The organism is Crossiella sp. SN42, from assembly GCF_023897065.1.
GTDB lineage: Bacteria > Actinomycetota > Actinomycetes > Mycobacteriales > Pseudonocardiaceae > Crossiella.
Genome location: NZ_JAMHIV010000043.1, coordinates 26,578 through 47,555 on the forward strand (window position 1 = coordinate 26,578; position 20,978 = coordinate 47,555).

Annotated in this window: 20 protein-coding genes and 1 pseudogene; 10 read left to right on the top strand and 11 right to left on the bottom strand. The window is 69.4% G+C overall.

The features are described 5' to 3' along the window. Positions 1-71: 71 nt before the first annotated feature. Entirely contained in the window at positions 72-716 is a 645-nt protein-coding gene (locus tag M8C13_RS38350) for a TetR/AcrR family transcriptional regulator (protein WP_252485719.1), read from the bottom strand. A 56-nt stretch (positions 717-772) separates the two neighbouring features. Here M8C13_RS38350 and M8C13_RS38355 point away from each other — a divergent pair, with 56 nt between their 5' ends. Continuing rightward, positions 773-1,606 (top strand): class I SAM-dependent methyltransferase, encoded by an 834-nt coding sequence (locus M8C13_RS38355; protein WP_252485720.1) that lies wholly within the window; start codon positions 773-775, stop codon positions 1,604-1,606. Positions 1,607-1,913: 307 nt separating this feature from the next. Here the strand turns inward: M8C13_RS38355 and M8C13_RS38360 are convergent, their stop codons facing one another. The 4 genes from M8C13_RS38360 to M8C13_RS38375 form a co-directional block, all read right to left on the bottom strand. Continuing rightward, on the bottom strand, positions 1,914-2,159 hold the full coding sequence (locus tag M8C13_RS38360; RefSeq protein WP_252485721.1) for a carbohydrate-binding module family 14 protein: 246 nt from the start codon (positions 2,157-2,159) through the stop codon (positions 1,914-1,916). Between the two features lie 16 nt (positions 2,160-2,175). Next, on the bottom strand, positions 2,176-3,171 hold the full coding sequence (locus tag M8C13_RS38365) for a peroxiredoxin (protein WP_256510422.1): 996 nt from the start codon (positions 3,169-3,171) through the stop codon (positions 2,176-2,178). Then, positions 3,171-3,320, bottom strand: a complete 150-nt coding sequence (locus M8C13_RS38370) for a hypothetical protein (RefSeq protein ID WP_252485723.1) — start codon at positions 3,318-3,320, stop codon at positions 3,171-3,173. The genes M8C13_RS38365 and M8C13_RS38370 overlap by 1 nt, the downstream gene beginning before the upstream one ends. Positions 3,321-3,652: 332 nt before the next feature. Further along, positions 3,653-5,101 carry an alpha/beta hydrolase gene (locus tag M8C13_RS38375; RefSeq protein ID WP_252485724.1) on the bottom strand — a complete coding sequence of 483 codons (1,449 nt, stop codon included), beginning with the start codon at positions 5,099-5,101 and terminating at the stop codon, positions 3,653-3,655. 263 nt (positions 5,102-5,364) lie between these two features. Between M8C13_RS38375 and M8C13_RS38380 the strand changes: the two genes are divergently transcribed. The 3 genes and pseudogenes from M8C13_RS38380 to M8C13_RS38390 all read left to right on the top strand — a co-directional run bounded on the left by M8C13_RS38380 (position 5,365) and on the right by M8C13_RS38390 (position 7,963). Next, positions 5,365-6,483 (top strand): sensor histidine kinase, encoded by a 1,119-nt coding sequence (locus M8C13_RS38380; protein WP_252485725.1) that lies wholly within the window; start codon positions 5,365-5,367, stop codon positions 6,481-6,483. Continuing rightward, positions 6,480-6,745 (top strand): annotated as a pseudogene (locus M8C13_RS38385) (response regulator); the annotation flags it as partial. The gene M8C13_RS38380 and the pseudogene M8C13_RS38385, both read left to right, overlap by 4 nt. 291 nt (positions 6,746-7,036) lie before the next feature. Further along, positions 7,037-7,963, top strand: coding sequence for a glycoside hydrolase family 5 protein (locus M8C13_RS38390; RefSeq protein WP_252485727.1), 927 nt, complete (start codon positions 7,037-7,039; stop codon positions 7,961-7,963). A 104-nt stretch (positions 7,964-8,067) separates the two neighbouring features. Here M8C13_RS38390 and M8C13_RS38395 read toward each other — a convergent pair whose 3' ends face one another. Beyond that, a complete protein-coding gene (locus M8C13_RS38395) occupies positions 8,068-9,495 on the bottom strand; it encodes a PLP-dependent aminotransferase family protein (RefSeq protein ID WP_305884046.1) in 1,428 nt (475 codons plus the stop codon). Between the two features lie 66 nt (positions 9,496-9,561). On the opposite strand from M8C13_RS38395, the gene M8C13_RS38405 reads away from it, so the two are divergent. The 3 genes from M8C13_RS38405 to M8C13_RS38415 all read left to right on the top strand — a co-directional run bounded on the left by M8C13_RS38405 (position 9,562) and on the right by M8C13_RS38415 (position 11,805). Next, complete coding sequence (locus M8C13_RS38405; RefSeq protein ID WP_252485728.1) at positions 9,562-10,530, top strand: aldo/keto reductase; 969 nt, start codon at positions 9,562-9,564, stop codon at positions 10,528-10,530. 228 nt (positions 10,531-10,758) lie between these two features. After that, a complete protein-coding gene (locus tag M8C13_RS38410; protein ID WP_252485729.1) occupies positions 10,759-11,055 on the top strand; it encodes a DUF1330 domain-containing protein in 297 nt (98 codons plus the stop codon). A gap of 489 nt (positions 11,056-11,544) precedes the next feature. Continuing rightward, positions 11,545-11,805, top strand: coding sequence for an amidohydrolase family protein (locus M8C13_RS38415; RefSeq protein ID WP_252485730.1), 261 nt, complete (start codon positions 11,545-11,547; stop codon positions 11,803-11,805). A gap of 435 nt (positions 11,806-12,240) precedes the next feature. On the opposite strand, the gene M8C13_RS38420 is transcribed toward M8C13_RS38415, so the two are convergent. From M8C13_RS38420 to M8C13_RS38430, 3 genes are all read right to left on the bottom strand, one after another. Then, positions 12,241-13,776 (bottom strand): SMP-30/gluconolactonase/LRE family protein, encoded by a 1,536-nt coding sequence (locus M8C13_RS38420; RefSeq protein ID WP_252485731.1) that lies wholly within the window; start codon positions 13,774-13,776, stop codon positions 12,241-12,243. Then, positions 13,773-15,596: an NAD(P)/FAD-dependent oxidoreductase gene (locus M8C13_RS38425; RefSeq protein WP_252485732.1), complete on the bottom strand. Its 1,824-nt coding sequence runs from the start codon at positions 15,594-15,596 to the stop codon at positions 13,773-13,775. Before M8C13_RS38425 ends, M8C13_RS38420 begins: the two co-directional genes overlap by 4 nt. A gap of 108 nt (positions 15,597-15,704) precedes the next feature. Further along, entirely contained in the window at positions 15,705-16,469 is a 765-nt protein-coding gene (locus M8C13_RS38430) for an SDR family NAD(P)-dependent oxidoreductase (RefSeq protein WP_252485733.1), read from the bottom strand. 125 nt (positions 16,470-16,594) lie between these two features. Between M8C13_RS38430 and M8C13_RS38435 the strand changes: the two genes are divergently transcribed. Together M8C13_RS38435 and M8C13_RS38440 are read left to right on the top strand one after the other, a co-directional pair. Then, a complete protein-coding gene (locus M8C13_RS38435; RefSeq protein WP_252485734.1) occupies positions 16,595-17,221 on the top strand; it encodes a TetR/AcrR family transcriptional regulator in 627 nt (208 codons plus the stop codon). Positions 17,222-17,850: 629 nt separating this feature from the next. Next, the gene (locus M8C13_RS38440; RefSeq protein WP_252485735.1) at positions 17,851-18,285 is read left to right on the top strand and encodes a MerR family transcriptional regulator; all 435 of its coding nucleotides are present in this window, start codon (positions 17,851-17,853) and stop codon (positions 18,283-18,285) included. A gap of 11 nt (positions 18,286-18,296) precedes the next feature. Here the strand turns inward: M8C13_RS38440 and M8C13_RS38445 are convergent, their stop codons facing one another. After that, positions 18,297-19,562 (bottom strand): tyrosine-type recombinase/integrase, encoded by a 1,266-nt coding sequence (locus M8C13_RS38445; protein ID WP_252485736.1) that lies wholly within the window; start codon positions 19,560-19,562, stop codon positions 18,297-18,299. 34 nt (positions 19,563-19,596) lie between these two features. Next, positions 19,597-20,103 (bottom strand): helix-turn-helix domain-containing protein, encoded by a 507-nt coding sequence (locus M8C13_RS45650; protein ID WP_308202908.1) that lies wholly within the window; start codon positions 20,101-20,103, stop codon positions 19,597-19,599. Between the two features lie 151 nt (positions 20,104-20,254). On the opposite strand from M8C13_RS45650, the gene M8C13_RS38455 reads away from it, so the two are divergent. Beyond that, positions 20,255-20,968, top strand: a complete 714-nt coding sequence (locus M8C13_RS38455; protein ID WP_252485738.1) for a Crp/Fnr family transcriptional regulator — start codon at positions 20,255-20,257, stop codon at positions 20,966-20,968. Positions 20,969-20,978: the final 10 nt, after the last annotated feature.

Below are 20,978 nucleotides of genomic sequence, written 5' to 3' on the forward strand. Positions count from 1 at the left end.
AGCAGATCACGACACCCACTGTGAAAACGCCCGCTAGCGGCTACCAAGGCAGAGCGTCTTCCGATGGGGGTTCAAGCCGGTTGGAGTGGATCGGGGGCTAGGAGCTGGGCGGCGAGGGTGTCGATGGCCCAGCGTTGCCATGCCTGGGGTGTCCAGGCCCGGTCGCGGGTGAGGATGAGAAACAGTTCCGGGCTGAGCAGGGCGTAGAGGACGTCCGCCGTCTGCTGCTCGGTCAGGCCAGCGCGGGCGCCGGGTTTGTCCAGCAGGGCCTTGGCGGCCGTGGTGTGCACGGTGTAGCGCGGGTCCTCGCGGCCGGGCCACAGATCGCGTAGTTCGGGGTGCGCGGAGGCCGCGGTGCGGACCATCTCGGAGACGGCGGCGACGCGCTGGAGAACGGCGTGGGTGCCGGTCACCAGTGCGGTGAGGCCGGTGCGGGCGTCGGGCGCGTTGACCACCTCGGCGAACCAGGGCCGGTCCATGGTCGCCAGCGGCTGGTCGTCGCCGGCGATGGTCACGTCGAGGAGTTCCTTGAGCAGGGTGGGCTTGTTGCGGAAGGTGAAATAGATGGTCTGGACGGCCACGCCCGCCCGGTCGGCGACCTGCTGGAGCGTGGTCGCGCCATAGCCGTTGGCCAGGAACAACTCGGTGGCTGCCGCGATGATCCGGCGCCGCGTCTGGCTGGCCCGGTCCGCTCGGGAGCCCTTGACATCGGTCATGCCTGGAGTCTATCTCTAGAGTCCAACTCTAGTCACAGCGATGAGGGGATGCCGCCATGACGGTGATCGCCAACCAGCAGCAGGCGCAGGCGTGGAACGACTGGGAAGGGCGGCACTGGGCCGATCACCCGGAGCGCTACAACGCGATGACCGAAGCCTTCAACGCGCCGCTGTTCGCCGCGGCGGGCATCGCCGTCGACCACGCGGTCCTGGACGTGGGGTGCGGCACCGGGCTCACCACCCGGCTGGCCGCCCGCAGCGCCCACCGCGGCCACGCGCTCGGCATCGACCTGTCCGAGCCCATGCTGGAACGGGCCCGCCGCGACGCGGCCGCCCAGAACATCACCAACGTCACCTTCGAGCGGGGCGACGCCCAGGTCCACCCGTTCGGCAAGGCCCGCTTCGACGTCGTCATCAGCCGCGGCGGGGTGATGTTCTTCGCCGACCTGGTGGCCGCGTTCAGCCACCTGCGCGACACACTGGTGCCCGGCGGGCGACTGGCCTTCCTCGGCCCCCGGCCCGGCGGGGCCGACAGCGCCTACCACCGAGCGACCGCGGCGCTCGCCCCCTACCTGCGGGAGCCGTCACCGGCCGCACGCGGCATGGGCTCCCTGCTGGATCCGGCACGCATCACCGAGGTGCTCACGGCGGCGGGCTTCCGCGACATCGACATCACCCCGGAACAAGCCGACATGGGCTTCGGCGCGGACGCCGGGGACGCGGCCGACTTCATCTTCGCGATGGGGCCGACCCGCCACAACCTGCGCGAGGTGGACGCGGCCTCGGCGGCGGAACTGCGCGACCGGGTACGGGCCGCGCTCGGTGAGTTCGAGACACCGCAGGGCGTGCGGATCCCCGGCGGGGTGTGGATCGTCACCGCCAGGTGCTGAAGCAGCTGGTTCTGACTTGCCGGTCTTCGTGTCCTCACCAGTCGCATCCCCAGGTCCTGACCAGCGCGACGAAGGCTTCGGCGGCTTGTCGCAGAACAGGTCGGAACGGGTCGTTCCGAGCCTCTGCGGCAGGCTCGTGATGGGGTCGTAGTACGGGTACCGGCGATCGAGCGCTTCGGGGTCTTCCAGCTCGATCCCGGTGCGGTAGTTCTTTGTCCAGTAAGAGATTCCGCGTTCCCGGTCGTACTCCGACACCACGTCGAGAGCGCAGCTGGATTCGGTCGCACCGCTGCTCGGACAGGGCGAACTAGTCGGTACCCACGAGGGCTTCCAGGTCGCAGTCCGCGACCTCGGGGTAGTCGCAGTGGGACGTTTGTTCGCTGGGGCCGGAGTCGCGGACGTAGTGAAGCCTTTCGTTGCCGTGGCCCATCGCGCAGGGCATGCGGTAAGCCGTGCCATTGGCGGTGCAGGCGATGTAGTGGTCGCAGCTGGTGGGATCGGGGTAGTTGCCTTGGGCGGGGCAGTCGTACCAGTCGACTTGCTGGCCTGACATGGACTGTTCTCCTCAGTTAGGTGCTCGGGCGTGAGTGGGCTGGTGTGGCGGGGAAGCCGGGGGAGGTGAGGAGCTCGCGGATTCCGGCGACTGTGCGGGCGAGCGGGGCGGCGATGCGCCCGTCGGCGTCGATGAGCACGGCGGAGGGGATACGGGTCGCCCGGTACAGGGTCGCGGTTTCGGTGCGCTGTTGGACGAGGAGCCGGCCGAGCTGGAGTTCCTGGGCGAAGGTGGCGTTGACCGCCAGATCACCGCTGCTGATTGGCACCATGGTCACGGTCTCGCGGTGCTGGTCACGCCAGGCCGGGAGTTGCGGTGCCAGTGCGTGACAGCTTGGACAGTTCGGATGCACGAAGATCAGCAGGACCGCTCGTCCCGTCTCGAGCAGCCCGTCCAGACTGCCTCGACCGCCGTCGACGCCGGGCAGGTCGAACGGCGGCGCGGTTGTCCCGACGGGCAGGCCCTCCACCGCGAGCGCGGCGGCGGACCGGGCCAGGCGGTCACGCAGTTCCCGGATCGTCGCGGCCTGCACTGCCGTGATCGCGAGGAGCAGCACGACGACCGGTACGCCGATCCCGTATTCGGCCGGAAGTTGTTGCGGCACATCGCCAGTGGTCCATGATCCGGTGAGCGCGGCCAGCACCAGGACCGCGATGAGCCCGTTGCGGACGACCGTCCAGCCGGTGATGGGTTTACTGGTAGCTGTCCCGAAACAGGAACAGGACGGATGCTTTCCTTGCCGCAGTTGCGTTGCGACCGCTGCTGTGAACACCGCCAGCAGCCCCAACGCGGCAGCGCACGCGAGCACCGCCGAGCCCGAGGGCAGTACCGCGACCGCGACCACCACTTCGACCGCGGGTAGTGCCCACGCCACTGCCTTTGCCCACCGGACGGGCACGCCGAACTCCACTACCGCCTGCCGTGTCCCGTCGCGATCGGCCAGTTTGCCCCACGCGGCCACGGCGAACACCGCCGACACCGCACACCGTAGAGCCCACACCACGACCGCCATCACGAGCGGCACCCAACCGCGACGACGAGAAACTCCAGCGTCACCAACAGTTGCGCGGTCGCCGCGTCACCGGTCAAGCCGTGCCGGGTGGCCCAGCGCCGGACCTGGCCTTCGGCGCGGTTCCAGCGCGAGCTGCAAGAGGTGATCATCGAAGATCACCTTACCGACGAGCAGACGCCTACCAACTCGGCCATGCGGGCGAGCGTTGATCACACAGACGAGTGATCGGGGCTGCGCAACGGAGTCACGGCAGGCCAGCAGAACCACCGGAGGATCACTGCGTTGGTCCGTCCTCGTGGTTCTGCAGGCCGAACGGGCTGAGGCCGACTTCGAGGTGGAGCCGGAGAACACCATCCGAATCTGGGCCAACCAGATCCAGGTCCTGGCACTGCACAAGGCCGAACTGGAAGACCAGGTTCAACAGCATTCGCGGCGGGCGGCCTCGTCGAGGTGGCCCGGCCCAGCAGCAGGTCTTCGGCGATCAGCATGCCGTCCCCTTCTTCGGGCGTTCCCCGGTGACGAGGAACTTCGTCGAGAGGTCGTGGACACACGGGTTGTCCAGGTACAGGTAGGCCAGGTGCCCGCCCTGGTCGGCGGTGACCAGCCGGGCGCGGTCGCCGAAGGCCTGCCGCAGCTGCCTGGCCCCGGACAGCGGGGTCGCCGGATCGCGGAGGTTGTGCACGATGAGCACGTTGGACGGGCCGCGGTCGCTGATCTTCACCGGCGGCTCGACCGGCTCCGACGGCCAGAACGCGCACGGCGTGATGTTGGCCGCGGCGGCGCCGAACATTGGGTGCCGGATTCGGTCGATGGCGACGTTGCGCTGGTAGGTCCCGACCGACTCCGGCCAGTCCGAGTCGTTGCAGATCACGTGCAGCTGGCTGGCGAGGTAGTTGTCCGAGGGCACCTGAGCGGCCGGCGCCGCGGTCCCGGTGGGCATCGCCACCGGCTTGCCGGTGTCCAGTGCGTGCCAGGCCTCGGCCAGCCACGGGAACTCCGCGTCGAAGTAGAACTTGGCGAAGGTGACCTGGCGGAACACCTGGCCGTTGACGCCTTGTGGGCTCGGCTTCGCATCGAGGCGCGCGGCGAGGTCGAAGTACTTCGCGGTCACCTTCGCCGGTGTGTCGCCGAGGCCGTATTCGGGCCGCGCGGCGGCGAACTCCGCGAAGTCCGGGAACCGGTCCTCGAAGCCTTCGCCGAACTTCCGGCTGAACGAAGCGTCCCAGCCGCCGGGGCCGGTCGCGCTGTCGAGCAGGAACCGGTCACTGCGGTGCGGGAACAGCGTGGTGTAGACCGAACCGAGGTAGGTGCCGTAGGACCGGCCGAAATAGGACACTGTGGACTCACCCAGCGCCTCGCGCACGCGGTCCAGGTCGCGGGCGGTGTTCGCCGTGGTGAGGTGCGGCAGCAGCGGTGCCGTCGCCGACTTCCCGCACTGCTCGGCGACAAGCTTCGCCTGCTCGGCCTGCGCGGTGACCTCGGCCGGGTTCCGCGCGTGCAGGGGGATGTTGGTGATCCACTGCTCCGGCTTCAGGTCGCAGGTCACCGGCGTGCTGTGGGCGACCCCGCGCGGGTCGATGCCGATCACGTCGTAGCTGTCCAGCACCTCCTGCGGCAGCTCCAGGGTGTCACGCAGGATGGCCGGGTAGGCCAGGCCCTCCCCGCCCGGCCCGCCGGTGTTGGTCAGCAGCACACCGCGGCGCTTCGCCGGGTTCGGGCTGGCCAGCCGGGAGATCGCGATCTCGATCCGCGGCCCGTCCGGTTTCCGGTAGTCCAGCGGCACTTCGAGCGTCGAGCACTCGAGACCGGCTCCGGTGATGCCTTCGGGGCACGGGCCCCAGTCCACTGCGTCCACTGCCGCCACCGCGGGCAGCGAAGACGCCGTCAGCGTCAGCACGGCGGCGAACACGACCGGGATGACCTTGCGCATGCCATTTCCTCCTTGTGGGGTTTTCGTCACTGGCGCGGTTCCCAGCGGAACATGCGGGAGGCCAGCGCGACGGCGACCACGACCCAGCTCAGTGTGGACACGCCCTGATTCCACCCGTCGCCGCACGTTCCGGGCAGTGCGCTCACGTCATGTCCTCGCCATGACATTCCTCGGGGTGAACGTGTGACGCGGCGTCACTGGTGCCGCGGCGGGCGCGGAGGAATGCTGGGCGACATGCATCCCCGACCACCGCGTGCGGACCGGTGACGGCGCACACCCCGGAAACCCAGCGACGGCTGCGACGGCTGAACCTCGTCACGATCTCCCCGGTGCTCGTGGCCGTCGGGTTGCTGATCATGGTGGTGGACGCGCGGTCCTGGTTGGACGCCTTCGTCCTGGCCCTCGGCGTGGTGGCCGCGCTGCTGGCGTTCGAACGGTGGACGGCGAACGACGTCTTCCGCGTCGCGATCCCCTGCCTGCTCGCGAGCGCGGGGGTGTGGGTCTACGGGGCTTTCGTGGCCGGCGCCGGAGCGGCGTTCTTCGGCCTGTCCATCGTGGGCTCGCACGTCGTGCCCCAGCTCGCCCGCCTCCGCGGCCTGGCCGTGGCCGGCTTGGTCGCCTTCGTCGCCGTGGTGGGCGCGACGAGGCTGCTGCTGTTCCACGACGACCTACCCGAAGGGCTGATCAGCTGGCTCGTCGTGCCCAGCGGGATCACCGCGATGGTGACCGGGATCATGTTCCCCAACAAGAGGTTCTACGGCGTGGTGCAGGATCTGGAGGAGGCCAGGGATCGTGAAGCCGAACTGGCCGTGGTCCGGGAGCGCATGCGGTTCGCCAGCGACCTGCACGACATCCAGGGCCACACGCTGCACGTGGTGAAGCTGAAGACCGCGCTGGCCCAGAAGCTGGTGCGCACGGACGCCGGGCGGGCCGAGGAGGAGCTGCGCGAGATCCACGCGCTGGTCGCCGACACCATCGCCCAGACCAAGGAACTCGCCTACGCGCAACGGCGGCTCAACCTGTCCGCGGAGCTGGAGAACGCGAAGAACCTCTTCGAGGCCGCGGGCATCGATGTGCGCGTCGACCGCGAAGCCGAGGTCGACGCCCGGGCGAGCGAACTGCTCGGCCAGGTCCTGCGCGAGACGACCACGAACATCCTGCGGCACGCACAGGCCGGACAGGTGCGGATCACGCTGTCGAAGTCCGGCATCACCATCCTCAACGACGGCGCGCCGGACGCCCCGCTGCCCGAGCTCAGCGGGCTCTCCACGTTGCGCGAACGGGTGGCCGGTGACGGCGGGGAGCTGACCGTGGCGCAGAAGGACGGCACTTTCCTCACCGCCGCGGCGTTCCCGCACCTTCGACCGCAGGAGGCCCGATGACCACCGTGGTACTCGCCGACGACGAAGCCCTGCTGCGCAAGGCACTCGCGTCGTTGCTGCCGCTCGAAGGGGAGATCACCGTGCTCGCCGAGGCGGAGGACGGTGAGGCGGCCGTGGCAGCGACCCTGCGGCACCAGCCCGATGTGCTCGTCATCGACCTGGAAATGCCCGGGGGGACGGACTCGGCGCGGTCGCGCGAATCCGCCACACGCGGCCGGACCAGGTGATCCTCATGCTGACGCGCCACGCCAAGCCCGGCGTGCCCGCTACGCCCGCGAACACGACTGGCTGTAGGTGAGGCGCTGTCCGGTAAGTCACGGTCGCGCTCTCCGCGCCCAGGCGGCCCCTGACGGCACGGGCGGGCGAGCGGTGCCGCAAGTTCCTCGTCCACGGCCTTGGGTTCCACACCGGGTTGTGTTGTGGGTTTGCTTATCTGCCCATTGTCCACAATGCGTTCAGTCGACCGTTTCACGCGACGCTGGCGAAAATCGTGTGTCGACCCGACGGATATGCTCCTCCCACTGCTGTGAGGCTGTCCCGGATCGGAGGCCACATGCCGCGCTCGTTCTCGTCCGTGACGCTCGGCTCGGGGATCAACCTGGGCAACGCCCTGGACACCGCCGACGAGCACGCGCTTCGGCTGCCGCGGCGGTATTTCGACGAGATCAAGGCCGCCGGGTTCGACACGATCCGGTTGCCGGTGGCGTGGTCGGCGCACGCCGGACAGACCGCTCCGTACACCATCAGAGAGGACTTCTTCCAACGCGTCGACCGAGCGGTCGACCAGGCACTGGCGCGGGATCTGAACGTCGTGCTCAACGTGCACCACTATCACGAGCTCAACCACGTGCCCGACGCGCAGACGGAGCGGTTTCTGGCATTGTGGCGGCAGATCGCTCCACGCTACGTCGATCGTCCAGATCTCCTTCATTTCGAGTTGCTCAACGAGCCGCGTGCCGCCATGACCGCGCGGCGGTGGAACGCCCTGCTACCCCAGGCCTTGGCTGCCGTGCGGGAATCAAGCCCAGAACGCACGGTGCTCATCGGGCCGGCGGAGATGAACGACATCAGCGCTCTTTCGAAGCTCGAACTGCCCGATGACGACCACTTGGTGGCGACGGTCCACTACTACGCCCCGTTCGAGTTCACCCACCAGGGCGCGCCCTGGGTCGAGAACTCCGCCCCGTGGCTCGGCACGACCTGGGGTGGCGAAGCCGACCGGAAGACCGTGAGCGAGGACCTTGCCGTAGCGGCGGCCTGGGCGGACGCTCACGCGGTTCCGTTGTTCATCGGCGAGTTCGGCGCATACGAGCGGGCGGATATGGATTCCCGGGTCCGCTGGACCGCCTGGGTACGGGCGGAAGCCGAGCGTCTGCGGATCGGTTGGGCCTATTGGGAGTTCGGCACCGACTTCGGTGTATACGCCCGCGAAACCGATACCTGGCGGGAGCCCCTGCGGCAAGCCTTGATCGCCGGGTAGCGATCACATCTCAAGATGGCCTCGGTGGTCGCACGCAAGATCGAGCGTCAGGTCGGCAAGACGCCGTCTTCAGGTTCGACCCCATCAGGTCCGAATGCCATCGACTACCGGGGTGGTCCGCTGTCGTGCGCGCTCTGTTCGGCCACCGACGCGGCGAGCATGACCACGGCGTCGTCGACCGCGCCGTCGGCGAGGTTGCCGTAGCCCAGGACGAGGCAGTCGGCCGGTTCCCGGCGGTCCACTCGGTAGGCCTCCAGGTCGACCAGCCGAAGCCCGCGCGCGGCCGCGGCCGTGACGACGTCGGCCGCGTCGACGCCGTCCCCGAGGTGGGCCACCAGGTGCAGACCGGCGGCCGACCCGGTGACCCGGCAGGCCGGCAGCCGGGTGCGCAGCGCGTCGAGCAGGGCGGCCCGCCGGGCCCGGTAGCGCTGTCGCACCGACCGCAGGTGCCGGTCATAGCCCCCGGTCCGGATCAGGTGGGCGAAGGCCAGCTGGTCCAGCACCGGCGGGCCGGACCGGGCTGTGCCGCTGGCCAGCAGCGGCAGGCGCCACCGCGGCGGCGCGACCACCCAACCGATGCCGAGGGCCGGTGACAGCGTCTTGCTGACCGAACCGAGCAGCACCACTCGCTGCGGGCACATCCCCTGGACCGCGCCCAGCGGGCGGTGGTCGTAGCGGAACTCGGCGTCGTAGTCGTCCTCCAGCACCACCCCGTCGATCCGCCGCACCCACTCCACGAGCGCGCCGCGCCGCTCCGCGGTGAGCGTGACACCGGTCGGAAACTGGTGGGCCGGCGTGGTGAGCACCGCCCTGACCGTCGGATCGCGGTCCAACTCGGCCACCCGCAGGCCGTGCTCATCCACCGGGACCGGCACGACGGTCAGTCCAGCCTCGCGCGCCACGTGGTGCAGCCGCGTCCAACCGGGATCCTCGACGGCCACGCGGGTGATCCCCTCCGCCCGCAAGGCCCGGAACAGGCGGGCGGCGCCGTCGGTGACGCCCGTGGAGACCACGATGTTGTCGGTGTCCGCCACGACGCCCCGGGAACGGTGCAGGTGGTCGGCCAGGGCTCGGCGAAGCTCGGGGTGTCCGCCCGGCGGGGGGAAACCCAGGTCGGGGAACGGCGCCAGGCGCGCCTGGTCGCGGACCGCCTCGCCCCACCGGGCGCGCGGGAAGGCGCGCAGGTCAGGCAGGCCCGGGGTCAGGTCGAACAGGGTCTGTGGTACCGGCGGCCGGCCGGACAACGGCGGCGCGGGCACTGTGTCGGGAGTCCAGCGCACCCTGGTGGCCGACCCGACCCGCGCGTCCAAGTACCCCTCAGCGACCAGCTGCGCGTACGCCTGTGTGACGACCCAGCGGGACCAGCCGAGGTCGGCGGCCAGGGTGCGGCTCGGAGGCAGCGCACTGCCCGCGGGCAGCCGCCCGGAGCGGACCGCCACCCGCAGTGCGCGGGTCAGCCGCTCGTGCTTCGCGCCCGCCCCGGGGAGGTCGAGCAGCGCGCTCCACGCGAGATTGGTCCGGGATTCGTCCATGCGATTGGATCATAATGCCGAGCCAATCGCCGTTAGCGTCATCCGCGATCACCACAGGAGGTGCACGTGGAGCAGTGGATCTTGTCCGACGGCGGGTCGGGGCTCAGCGCGAGTGCGCTGTGCCTGGGCACCATGCACTTCGGCACGACGGTCGACGAACAGCGGGCGTTCGCCATCCTCGACCGGTTCACCGACGCCGGCGGCACGTTCATCGACACCGCCAACACCTACGCGTTCTGGGTCCCTGGCGGCACCGGCGCGGAGAGCGAGCAGCTGTTGGGCCGGTGGCTGGCGTCCCGGCGGGCCAGGGACCGGGTCGTGCTGTCCACCAAGGTAGGAGCGCTGCCCGACCCGCTGGGCGCTACCTGGCCGCAGCACGCGGAAGGGCTGTCCCACAAGGTGGTCCGGGCCCAAGCCGAGGCCAGCATGCGCCGCCTGGGCACCGACCACCTCGACGTCTACTTCGCCCACATCGAGGACCGTCGCACACCGCTGGAAGACACCGTGGCCACCTTCGCGTCGTTGGTGACCGACGGCCTGGTTCGGGTTACCGGGTGCAGCAACCACGCCGCCTGGCGCATCGCCAATGCCCGTGAGATCGCCAGGACCGCGGGACTGCCCGGCTTCACCTGTGTCCAGCAGCGCCACAGCTACCTGCGGCCGCGGCCGGGCGCCAAGTTCGGTGCGAACCCGCACATCAGCGACGAACTGCTCGACTACGCGCGCGAAGAGCCCGACCTGACCGTGCTCGGCTACTCGGTGCTGCTGTCCGGCGCGTACACCCGCTCCGACCGGCCCCTGCCCGAGCAGTACGACCACGAGGGCAGCAGGCGTCGGCTGGCGGTGCTGGCTGACGTGGCGAACGAGCTGGGCGCAACGCGGAACCAGGTGGTCCTCGCCTGGCTGCTGCGCGGCGACCCGCCGGTGCTGCCGGTGCTGGGCATCAGTTCGGTGAACCAGCTCGACGAGTGCCTCGGCGCCCTGGACCTGGAGCTGGACGACGAGCTGCGGGACCGCCTCGACAACGCCTCATGACCTTGCGCGACCCCACCGTCCGGGCATTGACGAGGCAAGGCGACACAACTGCTGGGGCTGGGGGGCAGTGTGACGCAGGCGGGCGTGCTGGGCTTCGGCATCGGCGGCCTGATCCTCGCCGCGGGCACCGGCCCCGGCCACCTCTTCCCCGACGACAGCTGATCCACAGCGCGCCGGCGATGGATCTGAGTATGTTCCTGATGATCAATTCCGAACACAGGAGGAACCGTGGCCAAGGGCTACTGGGTCAGCGTCTACCCCACCATCACAGACCCCGAGGGGCTTGATGTCTACAACGAACTGGCCGGTGTGGCCGTCAAGGCCGCAGACGGGCGGGTACTCGCCAGCATCGGCAGCCGGGTCGTCGCACACGAAGCCGGAATCGCCGAGCGCGTTGTCCTGATCGAGTTCGACAGCTTCGAACAGGCGGTCGCCGCATACGAGAGTGCGGCCTACCAGAAGGCGCTGGCCGAACTCCCCGACGGCTTCGAGCGCGACTTCCGCATCATCGAAGGCCTCGACTGACGTTCGAGGCTGCGCCGGCGACGAACACGAAGCCGACTGGCGGGGATCACCCCGCTCGTCAGCGCGCCGCACCGTCGCGGACAGCGCCAGGCCAGTGGCATCGGCGGTGATGTCCAGTCCGGCGACGGTTCCCGGCGGTGCGGCGGCGCGGACGTCGGCCTCGATGTCGGCGGGTGCGTTCGACGAGGTTCCAGCGGCCGATGTGGGTCCCCGTCAAGACCCTGGCAGCGGATCGTGCCCACCGGGCACGGTTGAGTTCGAAGACCCGACATGTCCCGGACGCCGTGGGTGATCACGGCTCACCCGCGTGTCGTGGCCGGTGCGTGCTGAGGCCGGTGACGCCGCTGCGGGCCGCGAGTTCGTTGGCGAGCCGGGTGTTGTCCACGGTGAGCCGCCGGATGCGTTCCTCGTAGCGCTCTACGTGCGGGCGCAGTTGTTCGTTCTCCTGCCGCAGCTTGGTGTTCCCGGCTCGACAGCCGCTACGCGCACGTGGAACCCGAGGACCGGACGCAGCAGCTGCCCTCGTACTACCTGCGGAACAACGTGTACGTGACCACCAGCGGTGTCATGTCGCACGCCGCGCTGCTGGGCGCCACCCACGCCGTCGGGATCGACCGGGTGCTGTTCTCGATCGACTACCCGTTCGAGTCGAGTGCCGAGGCGGTCGAGTTCCTCCGTACCGCGCCCTACTGCCCGGCCGACCTGGAGCGCATCGCCCACGGCAACGCGGAACGCGTCCTGGGGCTGTGAACATCCGTCCCCTGTCCACAGAGGAGAGTGAGAGACGTGCGTTCGACCGGGTGACCTGGGCGCTGGGACTGTCGGTGGCGCACTATTCCCTTCTCATTTCCATTCACCACCATCCCGGCTTGACCGCGGTCATCCTGGCGTGGGTTCTCCGATAGTGACGGAGCCGTCATAGCGGCCACACCTCCTTGTTCCGGGAACAGGACGGGCAGGCAGGTAACGCAACAGCGCGCTGCTGGTTGCCGAAGCCACTATTGGTGATGGATGAGCGAACCGTTCGTCTCGACTGGTCAGCGGGAGAGGGTGTTGTTCAGGCAAACTCCGGCCTTTTCGGGACCGGTGTCGAGTACGCCCTCACTGCCGATAAGGACAGCTTTGCAGCGGCGGTGGGGGAGTTGCCGTGGTGGCACGAGGGCCGGGCCAGGTGGCCAGCGCCGCTCAGCCTGTCCCGGCGGTGGGCGACAGGCGAAGCACGCTGCCCTCGCCGTTGGCGGACAGGTAGAGGGAGCCGTCCGGGCCGGTGGCGAGGCCCGCGAACTGCCGCGGCACGCCGGGCATCCCGTGGGTGAACAACTCGGGGGTGGTCGTCCGCGGCGAGCCGACGGCGAGGTCGTCGGCCTCAATCCTGCGCTCGCCGGTGTCGAGGCGGACGGCCAGCAGCCGTCGTCGTCCGGCCTCCACGATGAACAGCTCGTCGCCGCGGACGGCCACCCCCTGTGGGGCGACCAGACCGTCCACAACGGACACCGATGGCCCGCCGTCGAGGCGGTACACCGCACCGCGCCGCTCATCGCTGACGTAGCAGCGTTGTCCCGCGTCGAACGCCACGTCCAGCGGTTCGTCGAAGCCGTCGGCCACCACGGTGACCCTGTCGTCGGCGTCGATCGCGACAACGCGGCCGGCGCCCGCCTCGGCGACCACGAGCGTGCCATCGCCGCGCACCGCGATGCCCGTGGGCCGGGCCAGTCCGGTGGCCCGCACCCGCGTGGTCCGCCGCGCCGGGTCGTGCGTGCGGACGTCGCCGTACTGCGAGGTGACGTGCAGCAACCCGCGGTCGGCGGCGATGCCGTGGGTGAAGATCAGCAGCTCGTGCGTGACCACCTCGGGGTCCGCCGGGATCGCCACGCGGTAGTGATCCCCCGCGTAGACCGTGCCGCCGGCGTCGACGGCCACCCCGTGCGGGCCGACGAGGCCCCGCGGCACGACCTCGCGCGTCCGGCCGTCCGGGTGCACCTCCGTGATGCCGCCCGAGGCGAAGCTGGAGACGTACATGCGGTTCTCGCCGTCGAACGCGGCATTGTCCAGGCCTGCCACGCCGGTGGTGACGATGCGCCGTTCCCCGCTGCCGAACAGGTCAACGCGCGTCACGATCCCGGCCGCGCCGCGGGAGAGGACCACCAGGACGCCGCCGCGGTCGAAGCGCACCGCGACCGGCTCGTGCACCTCCGCGGCGACCAGCTCAGGCGGGCCGCCATCCGGCGAGATCCGGAAGACCTCACCGGTGAGCATGTGCGGGTAGTACAGGCACCCGTCCGGTCCGAGCTGCATGGCGTTGCCCATTGCCAGGCCGTCGGCGAGCACCACCGGGTCACCGCCGGTGGGGAACAGCTCGACCAAACGGCCGCCAACGCGCATCTCGTTGACGAACAGGCGTTCGCCGACACAGGCGATGCCGTTGGGCACCAGCACCGCATCGGACACCAGGGTGCAGACGCCGCGCGGGTCGCGCCGCCACACCCGGCCGGGCACGAGGTCGGTGACGTACATCGAGCCGTCCACACCGAAGGCGAGGTCGTCGGGCGACTGGAGCGGGCCGTCCGCCGGTGTCACCACCTCGACCTCACCCGAGGCGAGGTCCACGGCGCTGATCCGCCCGGCCAGGAACTCCGCGACGTGGAGCCGCCCGTCGGGGCCGAACGCGATGCCGTTGGAGCCGCGCAGCGGGCTGGGCCGGTTGCGACGCCGATGGCTCATCCGGCACCGACCAGAACCTCGTCCAGACCGCCGTTCTCGCGCCAGTGCCGCAGCAGGTCGTGGAACGCGACAGCCCCGCCGCCGAAGGTCTCGCCGCGCTCGCGGGGCTTGCCCTCGTTGTTGTAGTAGCCAGGCGTGCATTCGGCCTGGAACCGGTGCAGGTCCGGCGCGGTCTCGCGGATGGTGGCGATCCAGGCGTCCTCGGCCGCCGTGCTCGGCTCGACCCGGTGGGCGCCGCGCTTGCGGGCAGCCGCGACGACCTCGGCGATGTGGCCGGCCTGCTCGTCCAGGACGTGCACGAAGTTCACCGAGGGGGCGTTCTGCAGCGCCCCCAGGTGGAACAGGTTGGGGAAGCCGTGGCTGTAGAAGCCGTGCAGCGTCCGGGGTCCGCTGCGCCAGTGCTCCAGCAGCGTGTTGCCACCGCGCCCGTGCACCGGCAACCGGCCGGTCAGCACGTCCGACATGCCGACCTGGAAACCGGTCGCGAAGATGATGCAGTCCACCTCGTACTCGCCGTCGCCGACCACGAGGGAACGCTCCGTGACGCGCCCGACGCCGCCGTGGTCGGCGGTGTCGACCAGGGTGACGTTGGGGCGATTGAAGGTCTGCAGGTACTCGTCGCTGAACGTGGGCCGCTTGCACAGGTAGCGGTACCACGGCTTGAGCAGCTCGGCGGTGGCCGGGTCTCCGACGATGGCGTCCACGCGGGCGCGGATCTCGTTCATCTTCTGGAAGTCGGCGATCTCCTCGACGTACTCCCGTTCCGCGGGTGACAGGGAGTCGTGCACCTCGCCGGGCGTCAGCTTCCGCAGCAGGCCGGCGCTGTCAGTCCAGCCGTCGTCCACCAGGTCCTCCTCGACCCGGCCGCCGCTGACGATGGTGAGGAAGTTCTCCCGGCGGCGGCGCTGCCAGCCGGGGGTCAGCGAGGCGGCCCAGTCCGGGTCGGTGCGCCGGTTGCCTCGAATGTCCACAGAGGACGGTGTGCGCTGGAAGACGTACAGGTGCCGCGCGTCGCGGCCCAGGTGCGGCACGACCTGGATGGCGGTCGCCCCGGTGCCGATGAGGGCGACGCGCTTGTCGGCGAGGTTGCCGAGGTTGCCGTTCGCGTCGCCGCCGGTGTAGCCGTAGTCCCAGCGGCTGGTGTGGAACGTGTGGCCCCGGAAGGTGTCGATACCGGGGATGCCGGGGAGCTTGGCCCGGTCGAGAGTCGCGTTGGACACCACCACGTACTGGGCCCGCATCCGGTCACCGCGGTTGGTGGACACGATCCACTCGGCCGCGTCCTCGTCCCACCGCAGCTCGGTGACCGCGGTCTGGAAGCAGGCGTCGCGGTAGAGGTCGAAGTGCCGGCCGATGGCGCGGGCGTGCTGGCGGATCTCCTCGCCCGGCGCGTACTTCCAGCGTGGGACGTAGCCGAGCTCCTCGAGCAGCGGCAGGTAGATGTAGGACTCGATGTCGCAGTGGATGCCCGGGTAGCGGTTCCAGTACCACGTGCCGCCGAAGTCCCCGGCTTTCTCGATCACCCGGATGCCGTCGACGCCCGCCTGGCGCAGCCGCGCGGCGGCGAGCAGGCCGCCGAACCCGCCGCCGAGGACGACCGCCTCGACCCGGTCGTGCAACGGTTCCCGGGTGAAGCCGGGGTCGGCGTAGGGGTCCTCGGCGTAGTAGCCGAACTCGCCCTCGGCCGGCCGGTACTGCGCGTTGCCGTCGGGGCGGATGCGGCGGTCCCGCTCGGCCCGGTACCTGGCGCGCAGGGCGTGCGGGTCGAAGCCCAGGTCGTCCGGGACCGGAAGATTCCCGGCGTTGCCGGAGGTGGACATGCGATGCCCTTTCTGCTGTGTGTCGGCATCAGAAGGAACTGCCGGTGGAAATCGCTTTCCGCGCGCCGGACCGGGCGGGCGGCCGAGCCACGCGGCGGCCCGTCGCGCTCAGACCGCGGCCCAGCCGTTGTCGACGGGAAGGACGACGCCGTTGATGTTCGCCGCGGCGTCGGAGGCGAGGAAGACGATGGCGGCGGCCTGCTCGTCGGCCTCGGCGAGGCGGCCGACGTTGTGCAGATACCCGGCGAGGACCCGCGGGCCGTGCCCGGCGGGGTCGGCGTCGACGACGATGCCGGTCCTGGTGCCGCCGGGGGCGATGGCGTTGGCGCGGACACCGGCGTTGCGGTACATGACCGCGACGGAGCGGGTGAGCCCGACCAGCCCGTGCTTGGACGCGGTGTACGCGGCTCCGGCGGCGCTGCCGCGCAGGCCCGCCTCGGAGGCGGTGTTGACGATCGCGCCCTTGCCCTTGGCCAGCATGTGCGGCAGCGCGGCGCGAGTGAGCAGGAACGGCGCGGTGAGGTTGACGCGGAGGACACGTTCCCATTCGGCTGCGGAGACATCCGCCGCGGCGGACATCGTGTCCATGATCCCGGCGTTGTTCACCAGGACGTCCAGGCCGCCGAAGGTGGTCACCGCGGTCGCGACCACCTCGTCGACCACGGCCTGCTCACCCAGGTCGCCGGTCACCGCGACCGCGGTGGCCCCGGTTGCCTTGATCTCCGCGACGACGGCCTTGGCGGCATCGCCGTTGATGTCGGCCACCACCACGTGCGCGCCCTCGCCGGCGAAACGGAGGGCGGCGGCCCGCCCGATCCCCGAGCCGGCGCCGGTGACGATGACGCTGCTGCCGGCCAGACCACTGTTGCCCATGTGTGTCTCCTCGTGTGACGTGAGCCGAGCCTACCTACTTTTTGGCACGCTCTGCCAGTAAGGCGGTGAGTGACAAAAAGTGGTACCGTCCCCGGACGTCCCGCGTGCCACGCCAGGGAGGGGACATGTCGCACGAGCAGAAGCGGACCGGACGCCCGCCCCTGACCGAGCGGCGCAAGGCCGAGACCCGGCTGGAGGTCGCCCGTGCGGCGGTCCGCCTTTTCCTCGCCAACGGCGTGGCCGGCACCTCCGCCGACGAGATCGCCGAGGCGGCAGGCATTTCCTCCCGCACGCTGTGGCGGTACTTCCCGACCAAGGACAGATGCGTCCTGCCTCTACTGACCGGCGGAATCGAGCTCACCGCGCAGTGTCTGCGGTCCTGGCGCGGCGACCAGGGCGTGGCCGAACTCCTCGAGGTGATGCGGCAGCGCGCCGACGGGTTCGTCAGCGACCGCACGTCGCTGCTGAACCTGGTGCGCCTGACCAGGATCGAGCCCGGGCTGCGCGCGGTGTGGCTGGAGGCGCACCGGGAGGCCGAGCCGGTGTTCGCCGAGGCGCTCGCCCAGCGCGCTGGGCTGCCCTGCCCCGACCTGGCCACCACCGTGCACGCTGCGATGATCAATGCCGCGCTGCGGGCGGCCGTGGAGCATCACGCGTTCAACACCGACCCCGCCGATGGCGAGCAGGCGGGTCGCCTGGAGGCGGCGGTCAGCCAGGCCCTGCAGGTGGCCGCCCGAGGTTTCTCGTCCTGAATCCATGTCCGTTCGACCGGAATTGCCGAACGCGCCGAAACGCGTGATCCGGGGACCGGTGCGCACGTCCGTGTTGTTGTTGGGTGGGTGCTGGCCGGACCGGAGCGGGTCACTCCGGAACTTCTCCTGCTGCGCGGGCCATCACGGACAACATCCGGCACGCCGCCGCGCGGTTCGATGAGGCCGCCGTGGATGACGTGATGCTCCGCGGCTACGCGAGCGCGGCGGTTGTCGTGACCCACGACCCCGGCGGGCTTCCGCCGGACTGTGCGGTGTGGACACTCCGGAATGGGCAGTCGCATGAGGAGAACGGGGCCGGTGGGCTTGCTCTCACGGGAGGAGGCTGTTGAGGTACCTCTCCACGGCGGAGTACCCGTCCGGGCCGAGGTCGTTCCCGTCGCTGGGGTCGCTGGGACTGCGGCCGTTCGCCCGCTCCCCACGTGTCCGGCATGCCGTCGCGGTCGGTGGCGGCCGGAGTTCGGCCGCCGGTCAGGCTGCTGAACCCGCCGACGGCGGCCGGATCGGTGATGATCGCACTGGTCCGTCGGCCGTCCTTCGGGCGGGTTGCCGGGGGCTGGGGTGAGAATGGGCTTGAGTTTCCACCTGCTGGAAGGTTCAGGCTTCTCCTCGTGAACGACGACGACGAGCTGTTCACCATCGGACAGCTCTCCCGCAGCACCGGTCTGTCGACCAGGACCATCCGGTTCTGGTCCGACAGCGGCCTCCTCCCGCCCACTACCAGGTCCTATGGGGGTTACCGGCTCTACGACGCGGCCGCGGTTGGTCGGCTTGAGCTGGTGCGCACCCTGCGTGAGCTGGGGATGGACCTGGACACGGTGGCCAAGGTGCTGGCCGAGCAGGTCACGGTGACCGATGTGGCGCGGACGCATGTGACCGCGCTGGATGCCGAGATCCGCACCTTGCGGGTGCGGCGGGCGGTGCTGCGGGCGGTCGTTCGACGTGGCGGAACTACCGAGGAGATGAAACTCGTCTCCTCGCGAAAGGCGCTGAACAGCGCAAACTCGTGTTCGGGTGGGCCGTCGGGCCGTCCTCGGGCCGCCTGAGGCAAGGTAGATCAGCTCGCGAGGAGCAGGCCGGCTGACGTCGGCCCGCTGCGTGGTGGGAACAACGCGTTGGCCGCGAGCCGAGCGCGCCGGAAACTCGACGGCATCAGGTGCACGTAGGTGCGCAGGGTGAAGGCCTCTGAGGAATGTCCGAGGTACGCCGCCAGCTCCTTGATGCTCACCCCTTGCGCGAGCATGTGCGAGGCGAAGAGGTGCCTCAGCGCGTGCATCCCGTCGAGTTTGCGTTCATAGGCCAAGTCACCGATGACGAAGGCGGCCAGCCATCGGTTCCGACGAAAGTGCGTCGGCAACCAGGGGCCACCGCTTGGCGTCGTCATGAGGAGGTTGGCGGTCTCGGTTTCCCGTCCATCCCGTTCGTCCCACGGCAGCGTCACCGGCACGGGTGGGTAGAGCTCCACGTGGTGATCCAGGTTCTCCAGGACACCTTCGCCGAGCGGAATGGTCCGGATCTTATGCCCCTTGGGCAGCTTGAATCGCAAGGCACCCTTGAGGTAGACGAGCTGACGCCGGCAGACGTAGACCATCTTCTTGCGATCGACGTCGTCCATGGAGAAGGCGAAGATCTCACCCTGTCGCAGACCAAGGCCCGCGCCGATCGGGACGCAGATCCGCTCGCGCTCAGGCAAACCCTCGGTGATGCGGTGAAGCTTGCTGGTAGCCCACGGGGCAATGCGGTTCCCGACCGGCTTGGGTCTTGAGATGGAGCGGTTGTCGAACGGGTTCCGGTGGATCTTCTCATCGATGACAGCCGCGTCCATCATGGACGACGCGAGCGTCCAGATCTGGGCCTGGAAGTTGACTGACACGCCGCCCGGCCGGTTCAGCCAGGCTCGCCACTCCCGGATCAGGTCAGCGCCGATCTGATCGAGGTTGTAGTCGCCGAGGAAGGGAAATATGTGGTTCTTGAAGATGTTGTTGAACGCCACCTGGCTCGACTCGACCTGGGACAGGCCCTTGAGGTACGTCAGACCGTAAGCGCGCACCTTGATACTGCCGGAGTCTGGCGGCCTGTACTTGCCCCTGAGTAGATCATTTTCTATTTTGATCTTGAACTCGTTGGCCATGCTCAACTGCTTGTCGGGGAAGCTCCTCGAACAGTCCTTACCCTGGGGATCCTTGTAGCGGACCCGGTATCGATCGCCCTTGCCATGCCGTTCGGTCTTCTCCCGCAACGGTTTCCCGTTCGAGCCGAATACGGCCTGGTCGGTCTTCGGGTCCTTCTTGTCCCGCCACCAGCGGTCCTGAACGTGTGCCACAGTCACTCCTGCCTGAGCGCCCCGACGCTTCGAGCTACCGGTCCCTGTTCTCGGGACAGGCATGGGAGTCGATCGCGGCCAGCCACGCCCGGATATCCTCCGGGGCGTAGCGGACGTGCTTGCCGATCTTCCGCCAGGCCGGTCCCTTCTGCTTGCTGCGCCAGCACCGGAGGGTCTTCTCTGGAACCTTCAGGAACTCAGCGAGTTCGTCTGGTGTCCACAGTGGATCCTGTGATCGGTTGTCAACCATCGCGGAGACTCCAGTGCTGTCAGGCTGAGCATGCGACCCGGCATGAAGTAAGCCCGGCCACACCCCCCGCAAAGGGCGGCGCCTGCCGGGCGGTGGGCGGTGTCCGCTGCGGCTGCCCGGACAGATAACGCGGACGGGGTGGCGTGGTCGGCGTAGTGCGGAGCAAGTCGTGGTGGAGCTTTCGGCCGCGCCGAGGCATCGACAGGTTGTGCCGCGCCAACTGGTGGCGATCCGTGTTACCTGGTGGCCGGTCCGCGGCGTTGGCGTGGACGCGCACTCGGACAGTTCCATAGCGTGTCCAGCGATCTACTGATGTTCGCGACAGCCCGTTGCTCCCCGCCAGAGAGCGCCACGACTTCCTTGAAGGTGGTGGAACCCCTGGTGGCGGCGCAGTCGCGGCCAGGGGCCGTCGCCTGCGATGCCCTGGCGCGCCAGGGAAGTTATGCACGGCAACGACAATGAGGTCGGCAAACCTGGGACCGGGCAGCGTGGACTCGAAGCGTCCTGTCTCTTTCGCCGGCTGCGACCCGAACAGGCGCAGGCACTTCGACGCGACATGGTGATCGAGTCTTTCGAGCCGGACGAGCAGATTTTCACTGAGGGTGAGGCCGCTGATCGACTGCATGTCATCGGGACCGGAAAGGTCAAGATCGGACGCGCGATATCCGACCGTGCTTGCTACCTGATGGCGTTGCTGCTGCAGGGCGATCTGGTGGAAGCATTCCCCGGGCTTGACGCGGTTCGCCGGGACGTGACTGCGACCGCGGTGACGCGGGTGACCACGGCAAGCATCGACCGCTCGGTGCTGCGTGGCTGGGCCGCCCGGCAGCCCGAGATCGGCCGCAGCATGATTCGTGAGCTGCAGGCCCGGTTACGGGCCATGGAAGAGCGCCGCAACGACCTGGTGTTGCTCGATGTGCCCGGTCGGCTGGCCAAGTTGTTCCTGGAATTCGCCGGCCGCCTGGGAGTGCCGCAGGGCGAGTCGATCAAGGTCAAGCATCACCTGATGCAGAGCGAGTTGGCTGAGCTGATCGGCTCATCCCGGGAGACGGTCAACTACGCCATCGCGGAGTTCGTCTCCCGTGGGTGGATCTTGACCACCCCTCGGGGCCTCTATGTGCTCAAGCCTGAGGCTCTGGCTCGTCGGGCACGTTGAGTGTGCGGGG

Excerpts from the sequence above, each read along its gene's own strand:
- M8C13_RS38350 (WP_252485719.1), bottom strand. The coding sequence starts at position 716 with ATGACCGATGTCAAGGGCTCCCGAGCGGACCGGGCCAGCCAGACGCGG.
- M8C13_RS38355 (WP_252485720.1), top strand. The coding sequence starts at position 773 with ATGACGGTGATCGCCAACCAGCAGCAGGCGCAGGCGTGGAACGACTGG.
- M8C13_RS38360 (WP_252485721.1), bottom strand. The coding sequence starts at position 2,159 with ATGTCAGGCCAGCAAGTCGACTGGTACGACTGCCCCGCCCAAGGCAAC.
- M8C13_RS38365 (WP_256510422.1), bottom strand. The coding sequence starts at position 3,171 with ATGGCGGTCGTGGTGTGGGCTCTACGGTGTGCGGTGTCGGCGGTGTTC.
- M8C13_RS38370 (WP_252485723.1), bottom strand. The coding sequence starts at position 3,320 with ATGATCACCTCTTGCAGCTCGCGCTGGAACCGCGCCGAAGGCCAGGTC.
- M8C13_RS38375 (WP_252485724.1), bottom strand. The coding sequence starts at position 5,101 with ATGCGCAAGGTCATCCCGGTCGTGTTCGCCGCCGTGCTGACGCTGACG.
- M8C13_RS38390 (WP_252485727.1), top strand. The coding sequence starts at position 7,037 with ATGCCGCGCTCGTTCTCGTCCGTGACGCTCGGCTCGGGGATCAACCTG.
- M8C13_RS38395 (WP_305884046.1), bottom strand. The coding sequence starts at position 9,495 with ATGGACGAATCCCGGACCAATCTCGCGTGGAGCGCGCTGCTCGACCTC.
- M8C13_RS38420 (WP_252485731.1), bottom strand. The coding sequence starts at position 13,776 with ATGAGCCATCGGCGTCGCAACCGGCCCAGCCCGCTGCGCGGCTCCAAC.
- M8C13_RS38425 (WP_252485732.1), bottom strand. The coding sequence starts at position 15,596 with ATGTCCACCTCCGGCAACGCCGGGAATCTTCCGGTCCCGGACGACCTG.
- M8C13_RS38430 (WP_252485733.1), bottom strand. The coding sequence starts at position 16,469 with ATGGGCAACAGTGGTCTGGCCGGCAGCAGCGTCATCGTCACCGGCGCC.
- M8C13_RS38435 (WP_252485734.1), top strand. The coding sequence starts at position 16,595 with ATGTCGCACGAGCAGAAGCGGACCGGACGCCCGCCCCTGACCGAGCGG.
- M8C13_RS45650 (WP_308202908.1), bottom strand. The coding sequence starts at position 20,103 with ATGGAACTGTCCGAGTGCGCGTCCACGCCAACGCCGCGGACCGGCCAC.
- M8C13_RS38455 (WP_252485738.1), top strand. The coding sequence starts at position 20,255 with ATGCACGGCAACGACAATGAGGTCGGCAAACCTGGGACCGGGCAGCGT.